General features: G+C 66.4%; 22 protein-coding genes and 2 pseudogenes. 14 read left to right on the forward strand and 10 right to left on the reverse strand.

What is annotated here, in order from left to right; translation table 11 throughout:
- Positions 1 to 72 precede the first annotated feature (72 nt).
- Positions 73 to 528 (reverse strand): DUF5994 family protein, encoded by a 456-nt coding sequence (locus ADBZ9K_RS27695; RefSeq protein WP_526625546.1) that lies wholly within the window; start codon positions 526 to 528, stop codon positions 73 to 75.
- An 83-nt stretch (positions 529 to 611) separates the two neighbouring features.
- A complete protein-coding gene (locus tag ADBZ9K_RS27700) occupies positions 612 to 743 on the reverse strand; it encodes a hypothetical protein (RefSeq protein ID WP_526625548.1) in 132 nt (43 codons plus the stop codon).
- Between the two features lie 178 nt (positions 744 to 921).
- Here ADBZ9K_RS27700 and ADBZ9K_RS27705 point away from each other — a divergent pair, with 178 nt between their 5' ends.
- The 5 genes from ADBZ9K_RS27705 (at position 922) to ADBZ9K_RS27725 (ending at position 6,366) form a co-directional block, all read left to right on the forward strand.
- The gene (locus ADBZ9K_RS27705) at positions 922 to 1,692 is read left to right on the forward strand and encodes a GAF domain-containing protein (protein WP_526625549.1); all 771 of its coding nucleotides are present in this window, start codon (positions 922 to 924) and stop codon (positions 1,690 to 1,692) included.
- Positions 1,693 to 1,867: 175 nt separating this feature from the next.
- The gene (locus tag ADBZ9K_RS27710) at positions 1,868 to 2,983 is read left to right on the forward strand and encodes a glycosyltransferase (protein WP_526625551.1); all 1,116 of its coding nucleotides are present in this window, start codon (positions 1,868 to 1,870) and stop codon (positions 2,981 to 2,983) included.
- 41 nt (positions 2,984 to 3,024) lie between these two features.
- Complete coding sequence (locus ADBZ9K_RS27715) at positions 3,025 to 4,002, forward strand: glycosyltransferase (RefSeq protein ID WP_526625552.1); 978 nt, start codon at positions 3,025 to 3,027, stop codon at positions 4,000 to 4,002.
- Positions 3,999 to 5,480 (forward strand): glycoside hydrolase family 130 protein, encoded by a 1,482-nt coding sequence (locus tag ADBZ9K_RS27720; protein ID WP_526625554.1) that lies wholly within the window; start codon positions 3,999 to 4,001, stop codon positions 5,478 to 5,480. Before ADBZ9K_RS27715 ends, ADBZ9K_RS27720 begins: the two co-directional genes overlap by 4 nt.
- An 82-nt stretch (positions 5,481 to 5,562) precedes the next feature.
- Positions 5,563 to 6,366 (forward strand): transglutaminase-like domain-containing protein, encoded by an 804-nt coding sequence (locus ADBZ9K_RS27725; RefSeq protein ID WP_526625555.1) that lies wholly within the window; start codon positions 5,563 to 5,565, stop codon positions 6,364 to 6,366.
- A gap of 14 nt (positions 6,367 to 6,380) precedes the next feature.
- Here the strand turns inward: ADBZ9K_RS27725 and ADBZ9K_RS27730 are convergent, their stop codons facing one another.
- Both ADBZ9K_RS27730 and ADBZ9K_RS27735 read right to left on the reverse strand, forming a co-directional pair.
- Positions 6,381 to 6,899 carry a DUF5994 family protein gene (locus tag ADBZ9K_RS27730; RefSeq protein WP_526625557.1) on the reverse strand — a complete coding sequence of 173 codons (519 nt, stop codon included), beginning with the start codon at positions 6,897 to 6,899 and terminating at the stop codon, positions 6,381 to 6,383.
- On the reverse strand, positions 6,896 to 7,339 hold the full coding sequence (locus tag ADBZ9K_RS27735; RefSeq protein WP_526625559.1) for a hypothetical protein: 444 nt from the start codon (positions 7,337 to 7,339) through the stop codon (positions 6,896 to 6,898). Before ADBZ9K_RS27735 ends, ADBZ9K_RS27730 begins: the two co-directional genes overlap by 4 nt.
- Before the next feature lie 77 nt (positions 7,340 to 7,416).
- Between ADBZ9K_RS27735 and ADBZ9K_RS27740 the strand changes: the two genes are divergently transcribed.
- Entirely contained in the window at positions 7,417 to 8,106 is a 690-nt protein-coding gene (locus ADBZ9K_RS27740) for a TetR/AcrR family transcriptional regulator (protein ID WP_526625560.1), read from the forward strand.
- A gap of 25 nt (positions 8,107 to 8,131) precedes the next feature.
- Here ADBZ9K_RS27740 and ADBZ9K_RS27745 read toward each other — a convergent pair whose 3' ends face one another.
- Positions 8,132 to 9,295, reverse strand: a complete 1,164-nt coding sequence (locus tag ADBZ9K_RS27745; protein WP_526625562.1) for a N(5)-(carboxyethyl)ornithine synthase — start codon at positions 9,293 to 9,295, stop codon at positions 8,132 to 8,134.
- A gap of 603 nt (positions 9,296 to 9,898) precedes the next feature.
- Between ADBZ9K_RS27745 and ADBZ9K_RS27750 the strand changes: the two genes are divergently transcribed.
- The 3 genes from ADBZ9K_RS27750 to ADBZ9K_RS27760 all read left to right on the forward strand — a co-directional run bounded on the left by ADBZ9K_RS27750 (position 9,899) and on the right by ADBZ9K_RS27760 (position 11,248).
- Positions 9,899 to 10,504: a TetR/AcrR family transcriptional regulator gene (locus ADBZ9K_RS27750; RefSeq protein ID WP_526625564.1), complete on the forward strand. Its 606-nt coding sequence runs from the start codon at positions 9,899 to 9,901 to the stop codon at positions 10,502 to 10,504.
- A 112-nt stretch (positions 10,505 to 10,616) separates the two neighbouring features.
- A complete protein-coding gene (locus tag ADBZ9K_RS27755; protein ID WP_526625565.1) occupies positions 10,617 to 10,742 on the forward strand; it encodes a hypothetical protein in 126 nt (41 codons plus the stop codon).
- A gap of 5 nt (positions 10,743 to 10,747) precedes the next feature.
- Positions 10,748 to 11,248: a DUF5994 family protein gene (locus ADBZ9K_RS27760; RefSeq protein ID WP_526625566.1), complete on the forward strand. Its 501-nt coding sequence runs from the start codon at positions 10,748 to 10,750 to the stop codon at positions 11,246 to 11,248.
- A gap of 60 nt (positions 11,249 to 11,308) precedes the next feature.
- Here ADBZ9K_RS27760 and ADBZ9K_RS27765 read toward each other — a convergent pair whose 3' ends face one another.
- Together ADBZ9K_RS27765 and ADBZ9K_RS27770 are read right to left on the reverse strand one after the other, a co-directional pair.
- Entirely contained in the window at positions 11,309 to 11,512 is a 204-nt protein-coding gene (locus tag ADBZ9K_RS27765; protein WP_135427886.1) for a cold-shock protein, read from the reverse strand.
- A gap of 78 nt (positions 11,513 to 11,590) precedes the next feature.
- Positions 11,591 to 12,910 carry a DEAD/DEAH box helicase gene (locus tag ADBZ9K_RS27770; RefSeq protein WP_526625568.1) on the reverse strand — a complete coding sequence of 440 codons (1,320 nt, stop codon included), beginning with the start codon at positions 12,908 to 12,910 and terminating at the stop codon, positions 11,591 to 11,593.
- 271 nt (positions 12,911 to 13,181) lie between these two features.
- On the opposite strand from ADBZ9K_RS27770, the gene ADBZ9K_RS27775 reads away from it, so the two are divergent.
- A complete protein-coding gene (locus ADBZ9K_RS27775; protein WP_526625569.1) occupies positions 13,182 to 14,432 on the forward strand; it encodes a KasA/KasB family beta-ketoacyl-ACP synthase in 1,251 nt (416 codons plus the stop codon).
- Between the two features lies 1 nt (position 14,433).
- Here the strand turns inward: ADBZ9K_RS27775 and ADBZ9K_RS27780 are convergent, their stop codons facing one another.
- Positions 14,434 to 15,318 (reverse strand): cyclopropane mycolic acid synthase family methyltransferase, encoded by an 885-nt coding sequence (locus tag ADBZ9K_RS27780; RefSeq protein ID WP_526625570.1) that lies wholly within the window; start codon positions 15,316 to 15,318, stop codon positions 14,434 to 14,436.
- Between the two features lie 51 nt (positions 15,319 to 15,369).
- The gene (locus ADBZ9K_RS27785) at positions 15,370 to 16,305 is read right to left on the reverse strand and encodes a cyclopropane mycolic acid synthase family methyltransferase (RefSeq protein WP_526625571.1); all 936 of its coding nucleotides are present in this window, start codon (positions 16,303 to 16,305) and stop codon (positions 15,370 to 15,372) included.
- Positions 16,306 to 16,410: 105 nt separating this feature from the next.
- Between ADBZ9K_RS27785 and ADBZ9K_RS27790 the strand changes: the two genes are divergently transcribed.
- Both ADBZ9K_RS27790 and ADBZ9K_RS27795 read left to right on the forward strand, forming a co-directional pair.
- Positions 16,411 to 16,962: a class I SAM-dependent methyltransferase gene (locus ADBZ9K_RS27790; protein WP_526625573.1), complete on the forward strand. Its 552-nt coding sequence runs from the start codon at positions 16,411 to 16,413 to the stop codon at positions 16,960 to 16,962.
- Between the two features lie 261 nt (positions 16,963 to 17,223).
- Positions 17,224 to 17,670: a hypothetical protein gene (locus ADBZ9K_RS27795; RefSeq protein WP_526625575.1), complete on the forward strand. Its 447-nt coding sequence runs from the start codon at positions 17,224 to 17,226 to the stop codon at positions 17,668 to 17,670.
- Here ADBZ9K_RS27795 and ADBZ9K_RS27800 read toward each other — a convergent pair.
- A pseudogene (locus ADBZ9K_RS27800) lies at positions 17,667 to 18,519 on the reverse strand (NYN domain-containing protein). The gene ADBZ9K_RS27795 and the pseudogene ADBZ9K_RS27800 sit on opposite strands and share 4 nt — an antisense overlap.
- Positions 18,520 to 18,662: 143 nt before the next feature.
- On the opposite strand from ADBZ9K_RS27800, the pseudogene ADBZ9K_RS27805 reads away from it, so the two are divergent.
- Positions 18,663 to 19,921, forward strand: a pseudogene (locus ADBZ9K_RS27805) (Ig-like domain-containing protein).
- A gap of 220 nt (positions 19,922 to 20,141) precedes the next feature.
- A partial coding sequence (locus ADBZ9K_RS27810) for an Ig-like domain-containing protein (RefSeq protein WP_526625576.1) occupies positions 20,142 to 21,077 on the forward strand: 936 nt, incomplete at its 3' end.

Here is a 21,077-nt window from a genome sequence, read left to right on the forward strand (position 1 = left end):
GTATCGGCCAGGCGGCGGAACTTCCCGGTTGACTGCGCTGTCCCCCGATCAGGGGACAGCGAGCCGGCGCAACTAGCCGCCGGCGCCGGTCGCCAGCAGCTCGTCGACCGTGGCGGCGTTGTCGGGTGCGGCGGCGGCCATCATGATCGCGTGCGCCCGGTCTGGGCCCGTCGTGGCGGGAACCACCAGCAGGATGACTTTTCGGCCGCCAAGGCCCCGGACTTCAACGGTATTGCTCGGCTGGCGGTGGTGCCCGCCGAGGCGGACGAACCGTTCGCCGATCGGCATGGTGCTGCGGGCCTTGATCCACTCGGTCATCCGGTACAGCACGTAGCTGATGGGGCCGAGCCTTACCGACAAGACCGCAAGCAGGTCCGGGATCTCCGCCTCGAGGTTTTCGCTGTGTGGCCACCAAGCGCCGTCGACCCGGCCGGTATTGGCGCCCTTCGGCTTCAGGCGCAGCCGGGGGGTCTGTCGGGGCGGGGGTTGTTTCCAGCCGATCGACGAGCGGTGTACCGCTGGCGCCATGACAGGCTCCTGTCTTCGGCCGTGCAGCCCGGCTGGGGTGGCCGGTGGCGAAGTCGTTGTCCGCCAGTGAAACTGAGCGTCGTTCAGCGGCCCTTGGAGGTGAAAATGTTGTCGCTCGTCGAGCTGTCGGACTTGGCGCGCTTGTCGGCACGCTTCTCTTTCAACGACTTACCGGACTTCTTCGCCATTGCTTGGCGCGGGGATTTGTCGGACACATTCGGCCCTTCGATTGGGGGCCTGACGTCGGTCCCGGTACGAGCGACTGTACGCGGGAATCACCGCCAGGATGCTGCCCTGGCCAGATTACGAGTCGAATACAGTGAACACATCCGGGCGCCGGTCATGCTTCGGCCCGGTCGCCAGCGCTGAAACGAATGTGAGTGCAGGTCTTGGATGGGGGAGTTCAGCCAACTCGGTGACGACGACGCCAACTTGCGGGCCGGTATCGGCGAGCTCGCGGGATTGGTGGCCGGCAGCCGTTCGCTACCCGAATCACTCGCCGATGTCGCAGGGGTCGCGGTGCGCGCGATCCCTGGTGCAGACGGCGTCGGGGTGGCGCTGTTGCGACCCGGTCAACCGGCCGACGTGGCGGCCGCGGCGTCGGCCGGCGCCGCGTTCGCGGCGGAATGCGACCGGATCCAATACGTCACCGTGCACGAGGGACCGGCCATCACCGCGGTGGGGGAGAGCCGCGCGGTACGGTCCGGGTCGTTGGGGGGCGACAAGCGGTGGCCTCGCTTCGGTCCGCGGGCCGGCAGGCTCGGAGTGCACAGCGTGCTCGCGCTGCCGCTGGTAGTGGCCGACCAGGTCGTCGGTGCGATCAGTGTCTACGCCTGCGGCAAGGGTGCCTTCGACGAGCACGCCGCCGACCTCGCAGAGCTGTTCGCCACCCCGGCGGCCGTTGCCGTGCACAATGCCCAGGTTCTTGCGCAGGCCCAGGTGCTGACCGAGCGTTTGCAGGCCGCGCTCCTGACCAGACCGGCAATCGACCAAGCGGTCGGCCTCATCCGGGGACGGACCGGACTCAGCTCGGAGGATGCGCTCGATCAGCTGCGGGCGATCAGTCAACGCGAGCAACGCAAGTTGGTGGAGGTCGCCCAGGGCCTGGTCGACGAAGCGGTGCGCCGCGCCCGTGCCCGCACGTCACCGGGCCCCGCGGTGTAACGTTGGGGGTGTTGGAATTCCAGCCAGTCCGGGATAAGTCGGCCGTCCGCCGCTGAACTTACCGAGCATCCGCTCACGCCGGGCACGTCGGTGACTACCGCCAGGCGGGACCACCTTGAATCGTCTTTCTGTCCTTCCATCGCTGCCCGCTAGCGCTTATCGGAGCGTTTCGGGCATGCCGAGCATCGGCATCCTCAGCACGTATCCGCCGACAGCGTGTGGGCTGGCTACTTTCAGTGCCGCCCTGTCCGAAGGGCTGCGCGCGAACGGTTCTGACGTCTCCGTCGTCCGGATCGCCGACGGGCCGGCCAGCGACGACACTCAGGTGATCGGGGAGCTGATCAACGGCTCGCCGGCATCGGTGGCAGCCTGCGCTGAACTGCTCAATCAATCCGAGGTCGCCGTCGTGCAACACGAGTACGGCATCTATGGCGGGACCGACGGGGATGAAGTCATCGACATCCTGCGCGGGCTTCGGGTGCCCTCGATCGTCGTTGCCCATACGGTCCTGAAAGACCCGACGCCGCAGCAGCGTTGGGTGCTGGAGACGATCGCGGGTCTCGCCGATCAGGTTGTGGTGATGACCGCGGCAGCGCACGCCCGGCTCAGCGAGGGCTACGACATCGACCGCCGGAAGATCGCCGTCATCCCGCACGGTGCCGCCGTGTTCGGCAACGTCCAGGTGAAGCGCTCCGGTCGTCCGACTGTGTTGACGTGGGGCCTATTGGGACCGGGTAAGGGTATCGAGCGCGTCATCGATGCCATGGATTCGCTGCACGAGCTACCGGGTCGTCCGCGCTATCTGATTGCCGGTCGCACCCACCCGAAAGTGCTTGCCGCCGATGGTGACGCCTACCGAGGCGCGCTTCAGGAACGAGCCAAACTGCGCGGCGTTGCCGACTCGGTGAGCTTCGACGCCGCTTTCCGTGACACCCGCTCGCTCAGTGCGCTGGTTCAGTCCGCCGCGGTGGTGGTCTTGCCCTACGACTCCACCGACCAGGTGACCTCGGGTGTGCTGGTCGACGCGATCGCCAACGGCCGGCCGGTGGTGGCCACTGCATTCCCGCATGCCGTCGAGCTGCTCGGCGACGGAACCGGGATCGTTGTGCCGCACGGGGATACCGATGCGCTGCGGTCCGCGCTGCATCTGGTTCTGACACAACCGCGTCTGGCCGGGAGCATGGCGGCCCGAGCGCGCGAGTTGGCGCCGGCGATGGCCTGGCCAGTGGTGGCCAAGGACTACCTGCTTCTCGCGCAACGACTTTGTTCCACCACATCGGCTCTGGTGTGAGCGGCGGCAGCTCGGCTCCGGTCTTGGACCATCTGCTCCGGATGACCGATCACCGCGGAACCTTCGAGCACGCGTGCTTGGACCAACCACGACCCGAGCACGGGTATTGCACCGACGACATGGCCCGGGTGCTCGTCGCCACCACCCGCCAGCCGGATTCGTCCGGCCCGGTCAACCACCTCGCCGGAGTGGCCCTACGGTTCCTGGGCGACGCTCAAGCCCTCACCGGCTCGTGCCGCAACCGGATGGACGCCGCGGGCAAATGGGTAGACCAGCCAGGCCTCGAGGACAGCTGGGGCAGATGCCTGTGGGGGCTGGGCACGGCGGTGGCGCACAGCGACGTCGTCTGGGTGCGTAAATCGGCGCTCGTCCAGTTCGAGCGGGCCGCCCAGGCGCGCTCGCCCTGGCCCCGCGCAATGGCTTTCGCGGTGCTCGGCGCCGCTGAGGTCCTGACGGCCCACCCCGATCACCCGGCCGCCCGCAAGCTCGTCACCGACTACGCCATCGCGCTGCCCACCCCCAACGGTGACGCCGCCTGGCCGTGGCCCGAGCCGCGACTCCGTTATGCCAACGCGGTGCTCGCCGAGGCGATCATCGCGGCGGGCGTGTCGCTGGAAGCACCGAAACTGTGGGAGCGTGGCCTGGAGTTACTGGCCTGGCTGCTCGATGTCGAAACCGCCGGCGATCACCTGTCCCCGACACCGGTGGCCGGAAGGGGCCCGGGCGAGCACGGTCCCGCCTTCGATCAGCAGCCGATCGAGGTCTCGACGCTGGCCGACGCGTGCGCACGCGCCGCGGCCATCGACCCCGCCGCGATATGGCCCGACGGGGTTCGCGCCGCGGCCGCGTGGTTCGACGGCACCAACGACTCCGGGCAGCTGATGTGGAATCCGGAAACCGGCGCCGGGTTCGACGGGTTGTGCGCCGACGGCGTCAACCGCAACCAGGGTGCCGAGTCGACCCTGGCCGTCATCTCGACCCTGCAGCACGCGCAGCGAATATCGCTGCTGCAGAGATGACGTCGATGAAGGAAAGCCTCATCAAGCGCGCTCCGCAGCGGCTGCTGGCCGATCCGTCCCGGGTGATCACCCGGCTGTTCGTACCCGGGCAAGAAGGCTTCGAGCATCAGGATTCACGTGCGGGAGCGGTGCTGGCGCGCATTCTCGCACTGACCGAGGACGAGGTGCTGTCCTCGCTCGACGATGTCATCACCAGATTCGACAGCCGGCACCGCGATCTGGGCGGTATCTTCCGCCGACATGCGCGCGAGCTCGCCGATCGGCTGCGCCCCGACGAGCGGCTTTCCGAAGCGCGAATGTTGTTACTGGGTGCCACATTTACCAGTGAGTATGCGATTGAGGGGGCTGCGCTGTGCAACCCGAGCATCGTGGCATCCCCCGACCAGGGCGGAATACCTCCGGGCAGCCTGCGCTTCGTGATGAGCGTACGGGGTGTCGGGGAGGGGCACCGATCCTCGATCGGCTTCCGGACGGGTGTGATCGATGCCAACGGGAGCCCACGTCTGGACCAAGCTGCTGCGCTGGCCACCGTCGGGGGGACGGAGCCGACCCTGCTCGACGCCGTGATCTTCCGCACCGAACTGAGCCGGCTCGACGATGCGGGCGAGGCGGCGAGCTACGTCTTCAGCGCGCTCGGCGAGCGTTTCACCCGAGCCGATCTGGAGGGCAGGCTCAGCATCCTCCAGTCCCACCGGGCCACGCGAGGCCGGGCCCAGCAGACCATCGCCGAGATCCGGGCTATCGCCGACCGGAGTTATTCCATCGAATTCCCTCATCGCATCCCGATTTCCGAACGGGTGTTGTGGCCGGAGATGCATGCCGAGGCCGCCGGTATGGAGGACGCGCGCTTCGTTCGCTTCGTCGAGGACGACGGCTCGAGCACCTACTACGCCAGCTACACCGCCTACAGCGGCTCCCACATCAGCCAGCAGTTACTGCAGACCGCCGACTTCCGGTCGTTCACCTCCAGGCCGATGGTCGGACGGGCCGCGGCGAACAAGGGTTTGGCACTGTTTCCCCGTCGCATCAACGGCCGGTACGCCGCCTTGTCACGAGCCGATCGGGAGTCGAACTCGGTCGCGTTCTCCGATCATCCGTTCGTCTGGACGGACGCGCGGGTGTGGCAAAGCCCGGTCGCGGCGTGGGAGGTCCTGCAGCTGGGCAACTGCGGGTCACCGATCGAGACCGATGCTGGATGGCTGGTCCTCACCCACGGTGTCGGCCCGATGCGCACCTACCGAATCGGAGCCGTGCTGCTCGACCTCGACGACCCCACCAAAGTGCTGGGCCGGTTGCGGGAGCCGCTGCTGAGTCCCGCGGCAGATGAGTCGAACGGATACGTGCCCAACGTCGTATATTCCTGTGGCGCAATCGTTCACGCCGACACTCTGGTATTGCCGTACGGATTCGCCGACGCCGCGATCGGCTTCGCCACCGTCGCGCTGCCCGAGCTGATGGCAGCACTCGGGGTGCGATGACACCGCTGCCGTTGCCCTGTGGCGGCCACCTGAGTCTGAGCGACTTCAGCGCTGAACGTTCGGACGGTGCATGATTGGCCCTATGCGGCGTGAGGTGGGGGCTGAACTCGAGGTTGAGATTCTCGGCCCGACGACTCTGGAGTTCCAGATCGCCGTCGCACCGCACCCGGGGACCACGGTGTCGGAGGCGTTGTCGTTCGTGTTGAACGGATCGCCCATCTCAGCGCTGGAGATCAGCGGCACGCACGGCAACCGCATCCACAAACTCGACGTTCCGGTAGGCACGCTGCGGGTCGCCTACGAGGCGACCGTCACGGGCCGGACCGAGCCTGCCCCGGTGACCGAGTACGACCTGTCGATGTACCTACGGCCGAGCCGGTACGCGGAGGCCGATAAGTTCTACGGCTTCGCCGCAACCGAATTCGGCAATTATCTTGATTCGGAGGCGCTCCTCGAGAAGGTCTCGCTGTGGGTGGGCACCCGATTGAATTATGTGCCCGGCTCGAGTGATCCGATCGATGGCGCGGTGGATACGCTGCTTGCCGGCGCTGGCGTGTGCCGCGACTTCGCGCACCTGGTCGTGGCCCTGCTGCGGGCGGTCAATGTGCCCGCCCGCGTCGTCTCGGTGTACGCACCGGGGCTCTACCCGATGGACTTCCATGCTGTCGCCGAGGCGTACGTCAGTGGGCAGTGGCGGGTGGTCGACGGTACGGTGCTGGCGCCGCGCCAGAGCCTGGTGCGCATTGCTACCGGTCGTGACGCGGCGGATACCGCCTTCCTGGACAACCACAAAGGCGCGATCGCGCTGAACAGGCTGCAGGTCATGGCGATCGTCGACGGTGATCTGCCCCGGGATTCGATCGATCAGCTGGTGTCGATCGGGTAGGGCGCCCCCAGCCCTCATTCGGGCAGGGATCCGCCTTCGTCTTCCCATCGGGTCTGCGCGACGGTTTTCGGCGCGCGAGCATCCGTCGTGGGCACGCTCACCGTCAGCAAGCCGTCGACGCTGGTGTCGTCGTCCGGGTTTGCCGCGGCCATCATGGTGGCGTGCGCGCGGTCCTCGTCGGTGTGGGCCGCGACGACCAGCAGAACGATCTTGCTGGGGCCGGGTCCGTGGACTTCGATGGTGTTCGGTGGTTGGAGGCGGTGCCCGTCCAGGCGCACCGAATGTGCGTCGAGGGCCATCGTCGGCGCAGCGGTGGTCCAGTCGCCGGGCTGGTACACAACGCGGTCGACGGTCCCCAGTCGCGCCGACAGGACCGCCAGCAGGTCGGGCAGCTCCGTGCTCAGATCGGCGCTGTGTGGCCACCACGCCCCGTCGACGAATCCGACGTGGGGTGCTTTGGGTTTCAGCCGCAGCCGCGGGGTGTGGGCGGGTGGCGCGGGGAGTTGGTTGTCGGTGCGATTCGTCGAGGTCATCGCAGCTTGGCCCGTAACGTGCCGATCATGGTCCGGTCGTCGGTCTCGGGGAGCTGGGTTCCCTCGAGCAACGGCGGCTGATGATCGAGCTGGGTGTCGCGTTCGCGGTTGATGAACGCCGTCTCACGCCGGTAGCGGCGGGCGTCGCGCTGGGCGTCGTGCGCGAGGGCTGCGGTGCGCCGCGCACCGGCGAGCAGCAGGCCGAGCCCGATCGCCGCCACGGCGCCGACCACGATGCCGAACAGGAACAACGTGCCGGTCGACCCGGTGACGTGGTAGCCGAACACGGAGAAGCTATCGCTGAGCAGATGGTTCGGCCCTGCGTTGCTCAGCACGCCGACGATCGCCACGATCACGGCCACGAACATGACGATCAATCCGATGATGACGAGCATTTCAGTGCCTCTGATCCCGTAGTAGACCTCAAGTACACGCCCCACGAAGGCGAATGTCAACACTGTTGACATTCAGCGTTGACGTACAGTGTGGGCTTGACCCGGAAGGGAGTCGTCGCCTCATGCCTAAGTCACCCGTCGCGCCCCACGAGGCCGCCGACCGTCACGACGTTCCGGTCAGCCGCGCGCTGATCCTGGAATGTGCCGTGCGGATCGTGGATCGTGACGGGGTCGAGGGATTGTCGATGCGCCGCCTCAGCGAGGAGGTGGGCCGTGACCCCACGGTGCTGTACCGGCACGTGCCCAACAAGGCGGCGGTGCTCGACGGCATCGCGGAGACCGTGTTTGGGCAGCTGCGGGTGGATACCGCCGATTCGGACTGGGCCGCGCAACTGCGGACCCTCGCCCACGACTTCCGCCGGCTGGCCTTGGTGCACCCAAACATTGTGCCGCTGTTGGTGACTCGTCCGCTGGCCACTCCGCTCGGACGGCGCCCGCCCGGGATGCTGCGCCCCTTGGAGGACGTGCTCGCGCTACTTACCTCCGTCGGCTTCAGCGGCGAGGAGGCGCTGCGCATCTACCGGATGTTGTTCGGCTATCTGCACGGCCACATCCTCACTGAACTCCAGGAGGTCATCGAGCGTCCCGACGAGACCGACGATGTCCTGCGCCTGGGCCTGCACCGGCTGGCGATCACCGAGTTTCCCCACGTGCGTGCGCTGGCCCCGGCACTGGGCTCCTATGACGGCTCCGCCGAACTCGATCTGGCCCTAGACATTCTGCTTGCCGGCCTGGCCCAGCCGGGTGGCTAGTCGCGGCAATCGGGGTGAGGCAGCCCTACGACGAGACGGCGTGCGGGTAGGTCGCCAGGCGGTGCTGGAACGACAAGACGGTTGGGTTCAGGACGACACCGTCACGAATCTCGATTGCCCGGTTGATGGTCTGGCTCGCATCCCAGGCGGGTGGTCCGGCCAGGAGGGTCGCGATGTGCGGCAACAGCGCCTCGCTGATCTCCCAGGTCGCCGAATTCCATAGGTAGGACGGGCTGTGGTCGACCGCGTAGTAGTGCACGCCGGGGCCGACTTCGATCACCGGCTCGGTGAACGAGGTTGGCCGGGCCCAGCTGAAGCCCATGCCGGCATCGCACGAGACGTCGACAATCAGACTGCCCGGTGCGAATGCGTCCAGCTCATCGGTGGTAACGAACACCAGCGGTGCCTCGGGATCCTGCAGGACGCAGTTGACGACGATGTCGTTTCCGGCCAGCAATTCCGCGACCGCGACCGGACCATCGGGGGTGTCGGCCCAGGTGCGTGCCGGGGCGTCGGTGTCCTGTCGCATCTTGAAAATTTGAGTGGAGTGGATCGGTGAACCGACCGCGGCAACTTCCCGGTTGGTGAGCACCCGGACATCGTCGACGCCGTGGGCGTTGAGTGCGGTCACCGCGCCGCGGGCGGTTGCGCCGAAACCGATGACCGCGGCCCGCAGCCGTCGGCCATAGCTGCCGGTGATACCGGCCAGCTGCATGGCGTGCAGCACCGAGCAGTAACCGGCGAGTTCGTTGTTCTTGTGGAACACATGCAGCGCGAATGAGCCGTCGGAATTCCAATGGTTCATCGCCTCGAAGCCGATGATGGTCAACTTCCGGTCGATGGCGGCCTGCGTCAGTGCGGTGTCCTGGACGCAATGCGGCCAGCCCCAGACCACCTGGTCGACTTTCATATCCGCGAGGTCTTCGGCCTGTACCTTCGGCAGCAGAATGACGTCGCATTCGTCGATCAGCTGCTCGCGGGGCCTCATCCCGGCGACCAGGCCTGCCAGCGCGTCATCGGAGGCGCCGAAGTGCTCGCCGTAACCGTGCTCAAGAAAGATCCGTTGCCGAAGGTGATGGTCGATCCGGTCGAAATGCCCGGGGTGGATGGGTAGCCGGCGCTCGTTCTTTTTGCGCGAATGCGCCAGCACACCCAGCGAAAGTGGTTGTCCCTCAGTGCTTTTTGGCATGAAATACGGCCTCTGTCTGGGAGGCCTGGTCCGCCTTGGCGTGCTTGGCGGCGCGCTTCTCTTTCAGGGACTTACCGGTTTTCTTCGTCATGGTTTGGCGAGGGGACTTATCCGACATCACTGGCCACTCTGTTAATGCGGGCCAGATTGGTCCCGCCTGCTCAACCCTACGCCCTATGTCGGCGTCTGTATCCGCGTCGAGAGTGGTTCCGGCTCAGAGCCGGTACATCTCCCGCGACATCGACGCTTGCTCGACGAAGTTCGCTCGCCGCGGCGGATAGGGCGCTGCTCGCACTCGGGGTGCGGGGTGGTCGCCAACCGGTGATCGCACCGCCGCCAGCAAGCGAGCCAGGAGCCGCACCGGCGAGAGTGGGCCGGCCCCGATGGCGACCATCACGTGCTACTGACTATCGCGACGTCGCCGGTCACGTGCAGCTTTGCCGTACCCATGGGTTCCTCCGCTCGATTGGCCACCGAGCGCTAGACTAAATCGTCTAGACGGTTCAGTCTAGGCAATGTGGTCTAGCCCACTCGGTCTAATCGCAGCTGGACCGCACCTATAGTGGGTGAGTTCCCCCACCGGCGTGTTCGAAGGCGGCTCGAATGACGATCCAGCAGGAGGCGGTCCTCCCGCACAAAGAGCGGCTGCTGCGCGCCGGGATGAAGCTGTTCTACGAGAACGGATTTCACGGAACCACCATCGACGCGGTGCTCGCCGAGGCCGGCGTCCCGAAGGGCTCCTTCTACCACCACTTCGGATCGAAGGATGTCTTCGGTCAAGCAGTCCTGGACCGCTACATCACCTTCCAGGGCGACATGTTCACCAAATGGGCGGCCAAGAAGAACCTGTCCACCGCCGACCAGATGACTGGCTACTTCAAGGACATGGCACAGATCTTCATCAAATCCGGCTTCCAGACGGCGTGCTTGACCGGCAAGTTCTCCACCGAGGTCGCCGCGACCTCTGACGTCTTCCGCGAGCAGCTGGCCGCGCAGATCTTCATGTGGAAGACGCACGTATCGGCTGTGCTCGCGGCCGGGCAGGAGCGCGGCGACATCCGCCGGGACCGAAGCAGCGACGAGCTCGCCGACGCCGTGCTGGCCCTCATCCAGGGCGCGTTCGTGCTGACATTGTCCACCCGTGACAAGCGCACGCTCACCACGATCTGCGACACGATGCGAGAGCTCGTCGAACCGGCGCCGCGCTGAGCGCCGCCGGGCGCCGCGACGGGCACCCCGGGTGTAATGTCGGTAGTGGTCCGTTTCGTTAGAGCAGTCGTCATGCCCCACGGATCCACCTACCGATTCGTGAGGACCCGCAATGGAGCACTCCGACCTGTTTTCCGAGCCCGCTGAGATCGCCGAGGCTGTCTACGACAAGAAGCCTGGCCCGGTGCCAAACCCGGTTTTCTCCGATCGCGACACGCCACATTCGGCCTCGTTGTGAACGGCATGCGCGGAGCGCGGCGCACCGCGAGCCCGGTACGACTCACCCTTAATTCGCAGCTCGGTGGGGCCATCGACGGCGCGTGGTGGCCGCACACCAGTTCGCTGGCCAGCGAGCTGCCGGAACTCATCGATTGTCTGCACGCCACGTTGGGCGAGATCGTCGACATCACGATCAACTGGTCGGCGACCGCAGGTGCGCCGATTATGGACGCCCAATCGTCGGCTGCGATGCGCAACATGCGCTGGAATGACAGCCGTCAGCGGATCATGGTCGTCGTCGGACGAACGGCGTGCGCCCGGTTGCTGGTCGTTCCGAACATGACGACGCCGGCGCTGGGCCGGATGGTCCTGCGCCGGGCGGCGTCGATGCCGATCTTCGCCGAAGAGCACGACACCGCCGAATACTCCGCCGCTGACCGGCTGGTGCGTGCGGCCGCGGAGCAGAGCGCGTCCGCGGTGGCACCCACGCCGGACAAGCCGGCGGTCAAAACTCCCACCCGCTGATCAAACGCAAAGGGCTGGTACGGCATTGCCGTACCAGCCCTTAGGTGGTTTGAGGTTCGATCAGACCGCGGAGACTTGCGTCGCCTGAGGACCCTTGGGTCCCTGGCCGATTTCGAACTGGACACGCTGGTTCTCCTCGAGCGAGCGGAAGCCGCTGCCCTGGATCTCCGTGTAGTGGACGAACAGATCCTGATCGCCACTGTCAGGAGCGATGAAGCCGAAGCCCTTTTCGCCGTTGAACCATTTCACAGTTCCCTGTGCCATCTGTCTTTCTTCTTTCATCAGGTGGATGTCTACGAGAGACATCCGGTGCTCGCCCCGGCGGGTCCGCCGGGACGAAATCTATGTGGTGCCAACCGCGGAATGCGGCCGACGGGAGCGGCGCCGACCGGCTTGTCCGGTCTGGCCCCCACGTCCGGCACCCCGTGGGTGCCGCGGCGGCGATGTACGACGCGGCGGCGCGACGGCCGCAGCGGCGACGGGTGCCTGGTAAGGGGCGACCTCGCCGACGAGTGCCTGGACCGACTCCGAATCCGCGGACACCTGCTGAGGCGTAGCGGAGATGCCGGCCTTGCGCAGCAGCGCCTGGGTGTCGCGGCGCTGCTCAGGCAGTACCACCGTCACCACGTCGCCGGCCCGTCCGGCCCGGGCGGTGCGCCCGGAGCGGTGCAGGTAGGCCTTGTGCTCGGCGGGCGGGTCGATGTGAACCACCAGTTCCACGTCGTCGACGTGGACACCGCGCGCGGCGATGTCGGTGGCCACCAGTACGCGCGCCGTGCCGGCGGTGAACGCCGCCAGGTTGCGGTCACGTGCGGGTTGAGAGAGGTTGCCGTGCAAGTCAACTGACGGGATACCCGCCTCGGTCAACTGCTTCGCCAGCTTGCGGGCGTGATGCTTGGTGCGCAGGAACAAGATTCGGCGCCCGGTACCCGAGGCCAAGGTGTGCACCAGTTGCTTTTTGGCGTCGGCGCTGGCCACGTGGAACACGTGATGGGTCATCGCTGCCACCGGCGAGGTGTCGGAGTCCACGGCGTGGGACACCTCGTTGCGCAGGAAGCGCTTGACCAGCTTGTCGACGCCGTTGTCCAGCGTGGCCGAGAACAGCAGCCGCTGCCCGCCGCCGGGAGTGGCGGCCAGGATGCGGGTGACGCCGGGCAGGAAGCCGAGGTCGGCCATATGGTCGGCCTCGTCGATCACGGTGACCTCGACGGCGTCGAGGGTGATCAGGCGTTGGCGCATCAGGTCTTCGAGCCGGCCCGGGCAGGCCACCACGATGTCGACGCCGGCTTGCAGCGCCTTGACCTGGCGGTTCTGGGGCACACCGCCGAAGATCGTGGTGACACGCAACCCGGACGCCTCAGCCAGCGGCTGCAGCGCGGCGGTGATCTGGGTGGCCAGCTCGCGGGTCGGCGCGAGCACCAGGCCTGAGGGCCGTGATGCCCGGCGAGTGCCGCCGTTGGACAGCCTAGCGACCAGCGGGATGGAGAACGCCAGCGTCTTACCGCTGCCGGTCTTACCGCGGCCCAAGACGTCGCGCCCTGCCAATGTGTCGGGCAGGGTGGAAACCTGGATAGGGAAAGGATGAACAAGGCCGTCGGCCGCGAGTGCGCGCACCAACGGTGCAGGCACGCCGAGGTCGGCGAAGGTTGTTTCGGTTTGCATTGTGCCTTTCGGGCATCAAAAGAAGTGGCGAGATTGCCGGTGGGCAAAATCGATCGCCGCGAGACTGTGTGCTTCGGGGGCGCTGAATTCAAGGAATTCGGCCCCGGAGCCGGCTTGGCGCCGGTGAAGTGAAGGTGTTCCACGACGTGCTGGCGACTTTGTCGTGAAGCCAACGTTGCACACAGCATAGCAGTACCGCGGTCTGCATAGTTTCCGCGGGGATCGGGTATGCGCCGCGTCACAGGACGCTACCGAAGGGTCGGGCCAGCAGATGGCAGCGCTGAGGACCGGCGAGGGGCTGACCGACGTCGTGGTCACCGCCGTCGCATCGACGAATTCCGTCGCCACAGACGCCGAGGACACGTGGCAGCAGCTGCTTGAAGGCGCCAGTGGGATTCGTCGGCTGGACAAGTCGTTCGTGGACGAATACGACTCGCCGGTGCGCTTCGGGGGTGCGCTACGCGAAGACTTCGACCGCCACCTCAACCGCGTTGAGCTGCGGCGACTGTCTTATCTGGGCAAGATGTCGACGGTGGTGGGCCGCCGGCTGTGGGACGCGGCCGGAGCCCCGGATGTCGACACCACCAGGCTGATGGTGTCCATCGGCCAGGCCCTGGGTGCCACCGAGGAGATCGTCGCCCAGTACGACGCCTGGCGCGAGCGCGGCCTCAAGGCGACCTCGCCGCTGGCGGTGCAGATGTTCATGCCCAACGCGCCGGCGGCGGCCATCGGATTGGAACGGCAGGCCAAGGCCGGTGTTTTGAGCCCGCTCATGGGCGACGCCTCGGGGGCGGGCGCGATCGCCGAGGCATGGCGGCACATCGTCATGGGCGACGCCGACATCGCGATCTGCGGGGCGGTCGAGACCTGGGTCGAGCCGGTCCCGGTCGGGGCCTTCCACGAGCTCGGAATGCTCTCGACGAACAACGACGACCCGCCTGGTGCCTGCCGTCCCTTCGACCGCCATCGCGACGGGATGGTGCTCGCCGAAGGTGCGGCGCTGCTCCTCATCGAAACCGAGGAACACGCCAAGGCTCGTCGAGCACCGATTCTGGCTCGGTTGATGGGGGCGGCGACGACCTCCGACGCCTACGACGACATTCGACCCGAACCCGATGGTGAACTGGCCGGCCAAGCCATCGCGCACGCGATCGCTCTGGCCGGCCTCGCCCCCACCGACATCGATCACGTCAACGCCCACGCCACCGGGACCCGATTCGGCGATCTCGCCGAGGCGCGCGCAATCTCGCTCGGTCTGCGCGGGCACAGCGCCGCGGTGTACGCCCCCAAAGCCGCGCTGGGGCACTCGCTGGGTGCCGCCGGGGCGATCGAGGCGGTGCTCACCGTGCAGGCGCTGCGGGACGGGGTCGTGCCGGCCACTCGCAACGTCAAGGACCTGGACCCGGCCATCGAGCTCGACGTGGTGGTCGACCGCCCGCGCCGCGGCGACTACAGCTACGCGATCAGCAACTCGTTCGGCCTCGGCGGCCACAACGTGGCACTGGCGTTCGGTACCGCGTGAGTCAGCGCTTGACCAGCGTGAACTGGCCGACTTCGGAAATCCCGCGGCTGAAGAAGTCCGAGCACCCGGTGAGGTACCGCATGTAGCGGTCATAGGTCTCGACCGAGGTCACGGCGACGGCCCGGTCGCGGGCGGCTTCCAGCCGCTGTGACCAGATGTCGAGCGTGCGCACGTAATGCGGTGTCAGGTAGTCGATGTTCTCCACGGAGAAGCCGGCCTTCTCCGAGAATCCGACGACATCCTCGTCGCACGGCACCGCCCCGCCCGGGAAGATCTCCTTGGCGATGAATCGCATGAACTTCAGGTCACTCATGGTGATCGGAATGCCCATGTCGGGCCAGCGTTTCAGGGGATGGCCCATGATCGTCTGCAGCACCATCCGTCCGTCGTCGGGCAGCACGCGGTGGCAGGTCTGGAAGAACGCGGCGTAGCGGTCCTTCGGAAAAGCCTCGAACGCCTCGATGCTGACGATCCGATCGACGGGCTGGTCGAACTCCTCCCAGCCGCGTAGCTGGATGAGCCGCGATCGGTCGGTCTCGACAGCGTCAAGCACCTCTTGGCCCAATGCACACTGGTTACGGCTCAGCGTCAGCCCGACAGCGTTCACGTCATACCGCTGCACGGCCCGTTTCATCACCGAACCCCACCCGCAACCGACGTCAAGCAGGGTGGCGCCGGGCTGCAGATCCAACTTGCTCAGTGCCAGATCAATTTTCGCCAGCTGGGCTTGCTCCAGCGACATGCCCTCGCGTTCGAAGTACGCGCAGCTGTAGGTCCGCGTCGGGTCCTGGAAGAGCCCGAAGAAGTCATTGGAGATGTCGTAGTGTGCCTGGACATCTTCGTAGGCGGGACGCATCTGCGTTGCGCCCGAACCACTTTCCGTCATCGACGACCGACCCTCTCTAGCCGAGTTGTTCACGTCGTAGCTGAAAACACGCTAACTGTTTGACTTTTCGCACGTAAACTGGCACACGTCGGTGAAGCCGCCGCGGAACAGATCGGCACACCCGGTCAGATACTTGTGAAAACGCTCGTAGGTTTCCGCAGAGGTGATCGCGATCGCTTCGTCCCGCTTCGCTTCGAGGTTGGCCGCCCAGGTATCCAGCGTGCGGACGTAGTGCGGCTGCAGATGCTGCTCGCGGGTCACCGTGAAGCCCGCGTCGACCGCGTGCTTGCGGACCATCGAGGCCAGCGGCAACCGGCCACCCGGGTAGATCTCGTCCATGATGAACTTGATGAACCGCACCCGCGACATGGTCAGCGGCAGGCGCTTGGCTTTGACCTCCTCGTCCTCGGGAACGATGATCGTGTGTAGCAACATCACCCCGTCGTCGGGCATCCAACTGAGAGTCTTTTTGAAGTAGTCGTCGTACTTGTTGAACCCGAAGTGCTCGAAGGCGCCGATCGAGACGATCCGATCGACCTTGCCGTCGAACTCCTCCCACGGCAGCAGCCGGACCTCTTTGCGGCGGGGGCTGTCGGAGTTGGCGAACCAGAACTCCTCAATGTGGCGTCTCTGGTTCTCCGAGAGCGTCAACCCGATGACATTGACGTCGTATTTCTCCACGGCCCGCATGATCGTCGAACCCCAGCCGCAGCCGATGTCCAGCAGCGTCATCCCCGGCTGCAGGCCGAGCTTGCCCAGTGCCAGATCGATCTTGGCCAGCTGGGCCTCCTCCAGTGTCATGTCGTCACGCTCGAAATAGGCGCAGCTGTACGTCTGGGTCGGGTCTTGCCAGAGTTTGAAGAAGTCGTTGGAGATGTCGTAGTGGAACTGGACTTCGGCCTTGTCCGATCCGCGGGTCTGCGAGGCTGACTTCGAGAGCCACTTGGATTCGGCCTTCGGGATCGATGCGCTTGGTGGGTTTGTCACTATCCGTCCTCGGAGCGTGGGTAATCGACCGCAAGAGGGTTACCCGCGGCGGGGAAATATCAATCGCGGCGCGAGGCGGTCGCTTCGCCCCGCTACCGTGTCCGGGTGGCCGAATCCGACCGTGTTCGCTGGGACGACCGATACGGTGCCGGCGCAGCGTCGCCGGTTGGCCCGCCCGCGGTGTTCGCGCCGTATGTCGACGTCTTCCCGACCTCAGGACAGGCCCTCGAGCTGGCCTGCGGAGGGGGATCGGCGTCGGTGTGGCTGGCGCAACGCGGACTGGCGGTGTGGGGTGTGGACGTGTCGCCGGTGGCCGTCGCGCACGCACGAGAGTTGGCTGAGCGCAACGATGTTGGCTGCCGGTGCCGCTTCGATGTCGTCGATCTCGACAACGGGCTGCCACCCGGCCCGTCCGTCGAGGTGATCTTCTGCCATCGCTTTCGTGACCCTGGGCTGTATCCGGCGATCGCCGGCAGGCTGGCCTCGGGCGGGTTGCTGGCCATCAGTGTGCTCAGTGAAGTCGGAGCCCGGCCCGGCCCGTTCCGAGCCGCTCCCGGCGAGTTGGCCGCCGCGTTTGCCGGACTCGACGCGGTGGCCGCCGGTGAGGGTGGCGGACAGGCCTGGCTGCTGGCCCGGGCCGGCCGGAACCGGGGATGATCGAACCGCACTCCGCGCTTACCGTCACCGCCGAGAATGTCGTTGCGAATTCAGCAAACCCGAGGCGGCGAATTGCGGTCTGCCGTGCGTGTCGAATGCGTCGCCGAGCAGGAAAATTCGGCGTCAATTTGATGGGTGCGACGCTGCCATCACGACTTGCAATGTGGGAGCGTTAATTTCGCTTTCGGCATGTGCCCACGGAATTCGGGCATAATTTTCGACGGGTCGGGGGGCCGCGATTGGGACTCATCGAGGAGTGCAATGAAACGGACCCTGATTATCGCCGCGTCGACAATCGCCGCCGTCAGTGCCGCAGGGTTCGCCGGCACCGCCCACGCTGCCGACCCCAATGCCGTCGGCAACTACCAGTTTCAAGCCGGAACGGTCACCGCCGACTGGACCGCCACCCCGTGCGTGAACGACGACGACCATTGCGTCCACATCAGCTCAGCGGGGTGGAAGGGGCAGCAGCCGTGGAATGGCGACGCCTTCTGGTCGGTGGGCTCATGGATCTTGTTCGTCGACCAGCCCGACGCGATCACCTGCAATGACGGCAGCATGCATCCGGGTCGGATGACGTACTCCTGGGACGCGGCCACACTCACGGGCTGGGCCAGCATCTTCAACGGCGGCGTGTGTGGGGGCAAACCGCAGACCATCGCCGCCCCGTTCACATTGACCCGGTTGGGTGCGGCCGAGACCTCCTAACGCAGCTTCACCAACCGGGTGGTGGAGCTTTCATCGAGTTCCACCGCATCGGAGCGGGAACGCAGGAAGTCGCTGAACGACTTGAACCCCAACGACTTCTCCGAGAACGACGGATCCATGCGTTTCATCTGAGCCTTGACCGCCGAGTTGTGCAGCCACTCGACATCGTCCTTTTCCAGGCCGATCTGCAGCGCGCGCGTCAGCAGGGCGGTCGCCGCGGTCTGTGCGTCGGGCGCTTCCGGCTCGGCTGACTTGGTGCGCTTGGCCCGCTGCGGCGGCTCGGTGGCTTCCGGCGGCTCGAACACCGGTACCCCGGGCAGGGCGTCGTAGATGACGAAGTCGTCGCAGGCTGCAGCCAGCGACTTGCTCGACGAGCCGGCCACCCCGATGCCGACCACGTAGCGACCCAACCGCTTGCACCGCTGCGCGAGCGGGATGTAGTCGGAGTCGCCGGCGACGATCACCACATGAGTCAGGTCCGGCAGCCGGAACATATCCTCGACGGCGTCGACGGCCAACCCGAATGTCGGCGGCGTTCTTGCCGTACGCGGCCGCCGGGAACAGCTGCACCAGATCCACCGCGCGGCCCACCAGTTGCTCCCGGTACTCGGCGTTGACGCCGGCGGACCAGTCGGCGTACGCACGGGTGAGAACTACGGTGCCGAAGGACGAGGCGAAGTCCAGGATCGCGCCCACATCGACCCTGGCTCGGGCCAGCCGGGCGCTCTCGAGTCCCTTTGCCTTGTCGCGCTGAAATGAGTTGCGGCCGTTGACCTGGTCGTAGCGGGAGATGACGATGTTGTCGAAGTCGAGGTACACCGCGACACGGGCCGCTCCGGGTTCGGTCATGTGCTCGAGTCTTGTCCATCTTGTGACGCGGCGCGAACCTTTGCCCGAACGTGGAGCCGAGGTGCAGCGTCTATGCTTCAGAGGCCCGATGGATCATCGGAGTCCCGGCAACAGTGGCCGACCATTTGTATGGAGTGAATTAGGTGACCTTCAGTCGTCGCGCCCGTGGCGCCTGCCTCGGGGTCGTCCTGGCGGTGCTGGCCGTGCTGGGTGGTGTGGTGATCTCTGCGGCCCCGCGCTGCCCCGAGCACTGCCGCACCGAGGCCGCCGCTCGTGACCCGCAGCCCGCTCCCTCGAATGATCCGGCCCAGGTCGCCATCACCCCGGCCGACGGTGCCACCGACGTCGACCCGCTCGGCGGCATCACCGTTGTCGCGCACACCGGCATGCTCACCGGGGTCACGATGGTCAATGATGCGGGCAAGTCCGTGCCCGGCGTCGTCACCCCCGACTTCAAGACCTGGAAACCCACGGTGGCGCTGGGTTACGGGCGCACGTACACCCTTTCCGTCGAGGCCCGCGGGCCCGGCGGTGTCCAGTCCGCCGTGGGAGTCGACCTTCCAGACCCTGGTCCCGAGCAACCAGACCGAGGTGTACCTGATCGCCCCCGGCGGACAGCGGCTCGACGGGGGCACATTCGGCATCGGCGCTGTCGTCGTCGCCCACTTCGACGAAACCCATCGCCGATCGGGCCGCCGCCGAACGCCGCCTATCGGTCACCACGAACCCACCGGTGCGCGGATCGTGGTACTGGATCGACGACCAGAACGCCCACTGGCGACCGGAAAAGTACTACACCCCAGGCACTTCGGTGACCGTGCGGGCAAACATCTACGGTGTGCCGCTGGGTGAGGGCCTCTACGGTGAGGAGGACTCCACGGCGACGTTCACCATCGGCGACGCGCACGTCGCCATCGCCGACGACACCACCAAGCAGGTCAGCGTCTACGACAACGGCACGCTGGTGCGCACGATGCCGACCTCGATGGGCATGGGCGGCTCCGAGACGATCGGTGGCCAGACGTTGACGTTCTGGACCCCGCCCGGCGTCTACACCGTGATGGACAAAGCCAACCCCGTGATCATGGATTCCTCCACCTATGGGCTGCCGATCAACTCGCGGCTGGGGTACCGCGAGACCATCCCCTATGCCACCCGCATCAGTACCGATGGCATCTACTTGCATCAACTGAACGCGACGGTGTGGGCGCAGGGCAACACCGACACCTCGCACGGCTGCCTCAACCTCAACAGCGAGAACGCGGCCTGGTTCTACGACTTCGCCGTACCCGGTGACGTGGTCGAGGTCCGCAACACGGGCGGACCGCCGCTGCAGGTGTCGCAGAATGGCGACTGGACACTGTCCTGGGCCGACTGGCGCAAAGGCAGCGCGCTGCAGTGAGGCATGGTCGCCGGGCGCTGGGATTAGAAACGGCTAATCAATACGCGTTTGCTGCAGGTCGGAGCGCTGCCGGGCGATTTCGGGTCCCATCGGCGGCCCGCTGACGTCTATGATTCAGGCGTCAATGGTGACGCCGGTACCGCATCGTCGACCCGTTCTGGAGTGATTTTCGGTGGCTTTTTCCCGTCGTGCTTGCACGGCAAGCCTGGTGGTGGCGGTCGTGCTCCTGGGGGTCCTGGGCAGTGACGTCGCCGGGCTGGGCTGCCGAGACGGCTGCAAGACCGCCACTGCCAGCGCGCAGGCGCAACTGCCCCCGCCACCGCCGGAACCACCGCTGCTCGGTGTCGCACCCGCCAGCGGTGCGCAGGATCTCAGTCCGCTGAGCCGGGTCGCCACGCGCGTCGTCGGCGGTAGCCTCACCAACGTCTCGCTCGTCGACGACTACGGAAACACCGTCGCCGGGGCGCTGTCCCCGGACCGGACGTCGTGGCAACCGACCGAGCCGCTCAAGTATGGCCGCGCCTACACCATGCAGGTCGCCGGTCAGGGGTCCGGCGGCGTGCCGCTGACCCGGACCACCAAGTTCGAGACGGCAACGCCGGACAACCTCACCCAGGTGTACCTCGAGACGCCGGGCGGTCTGCCGATCCACGATGACATCCGATACGGCATCGGGACCATCATCGCCGCGCGGTTCGACGAAGCGATCACCGATAAGGCCGCCGCCGAACGCAACCTGGTGGTGACCACCACCCCGCCGGTACCCGGCTCCTGGTACTGGGTGGACGACCGCACGGCGCACTGGCGGCCGGAGAAGTACTACGCGCCCGGTACCACCGTCACCGTGGCGGCCAACATCTTCGGGGTGCGGCTCGGTGACGGGCTATACGGGGATGAGAACGCCAAGGCCTCCTTCACGATTGGTGATGCGCACGTCTCCATCGCCGATGACAAGACCAAAACGGTCAGTGTGTTCAACAATGGCAAGCTTGTTCGTGCCATGCCCACCTCGATGGGCATGGGTGGATTCGAGACCATTGCGGGCCGGACCTTCTCGTTCTGGACGCCGCCCGGGGTATACACGGTGATCGACAAGGCCGAATCCGTGACGATGGACTCCTCGACATACGGGTTGCCGGTGGCCTCCTCGATGGGT

Origin of the sequence: Mycobacterium sp. (genome assembly GCF_965229265.1) — a bacterium.
Classification (GTDB): domain Bacteria; phylum Actinomycetota; class Actinomycetes; order Mycobacteriales; family Mycobacteriaceae; genus Mycobacterium.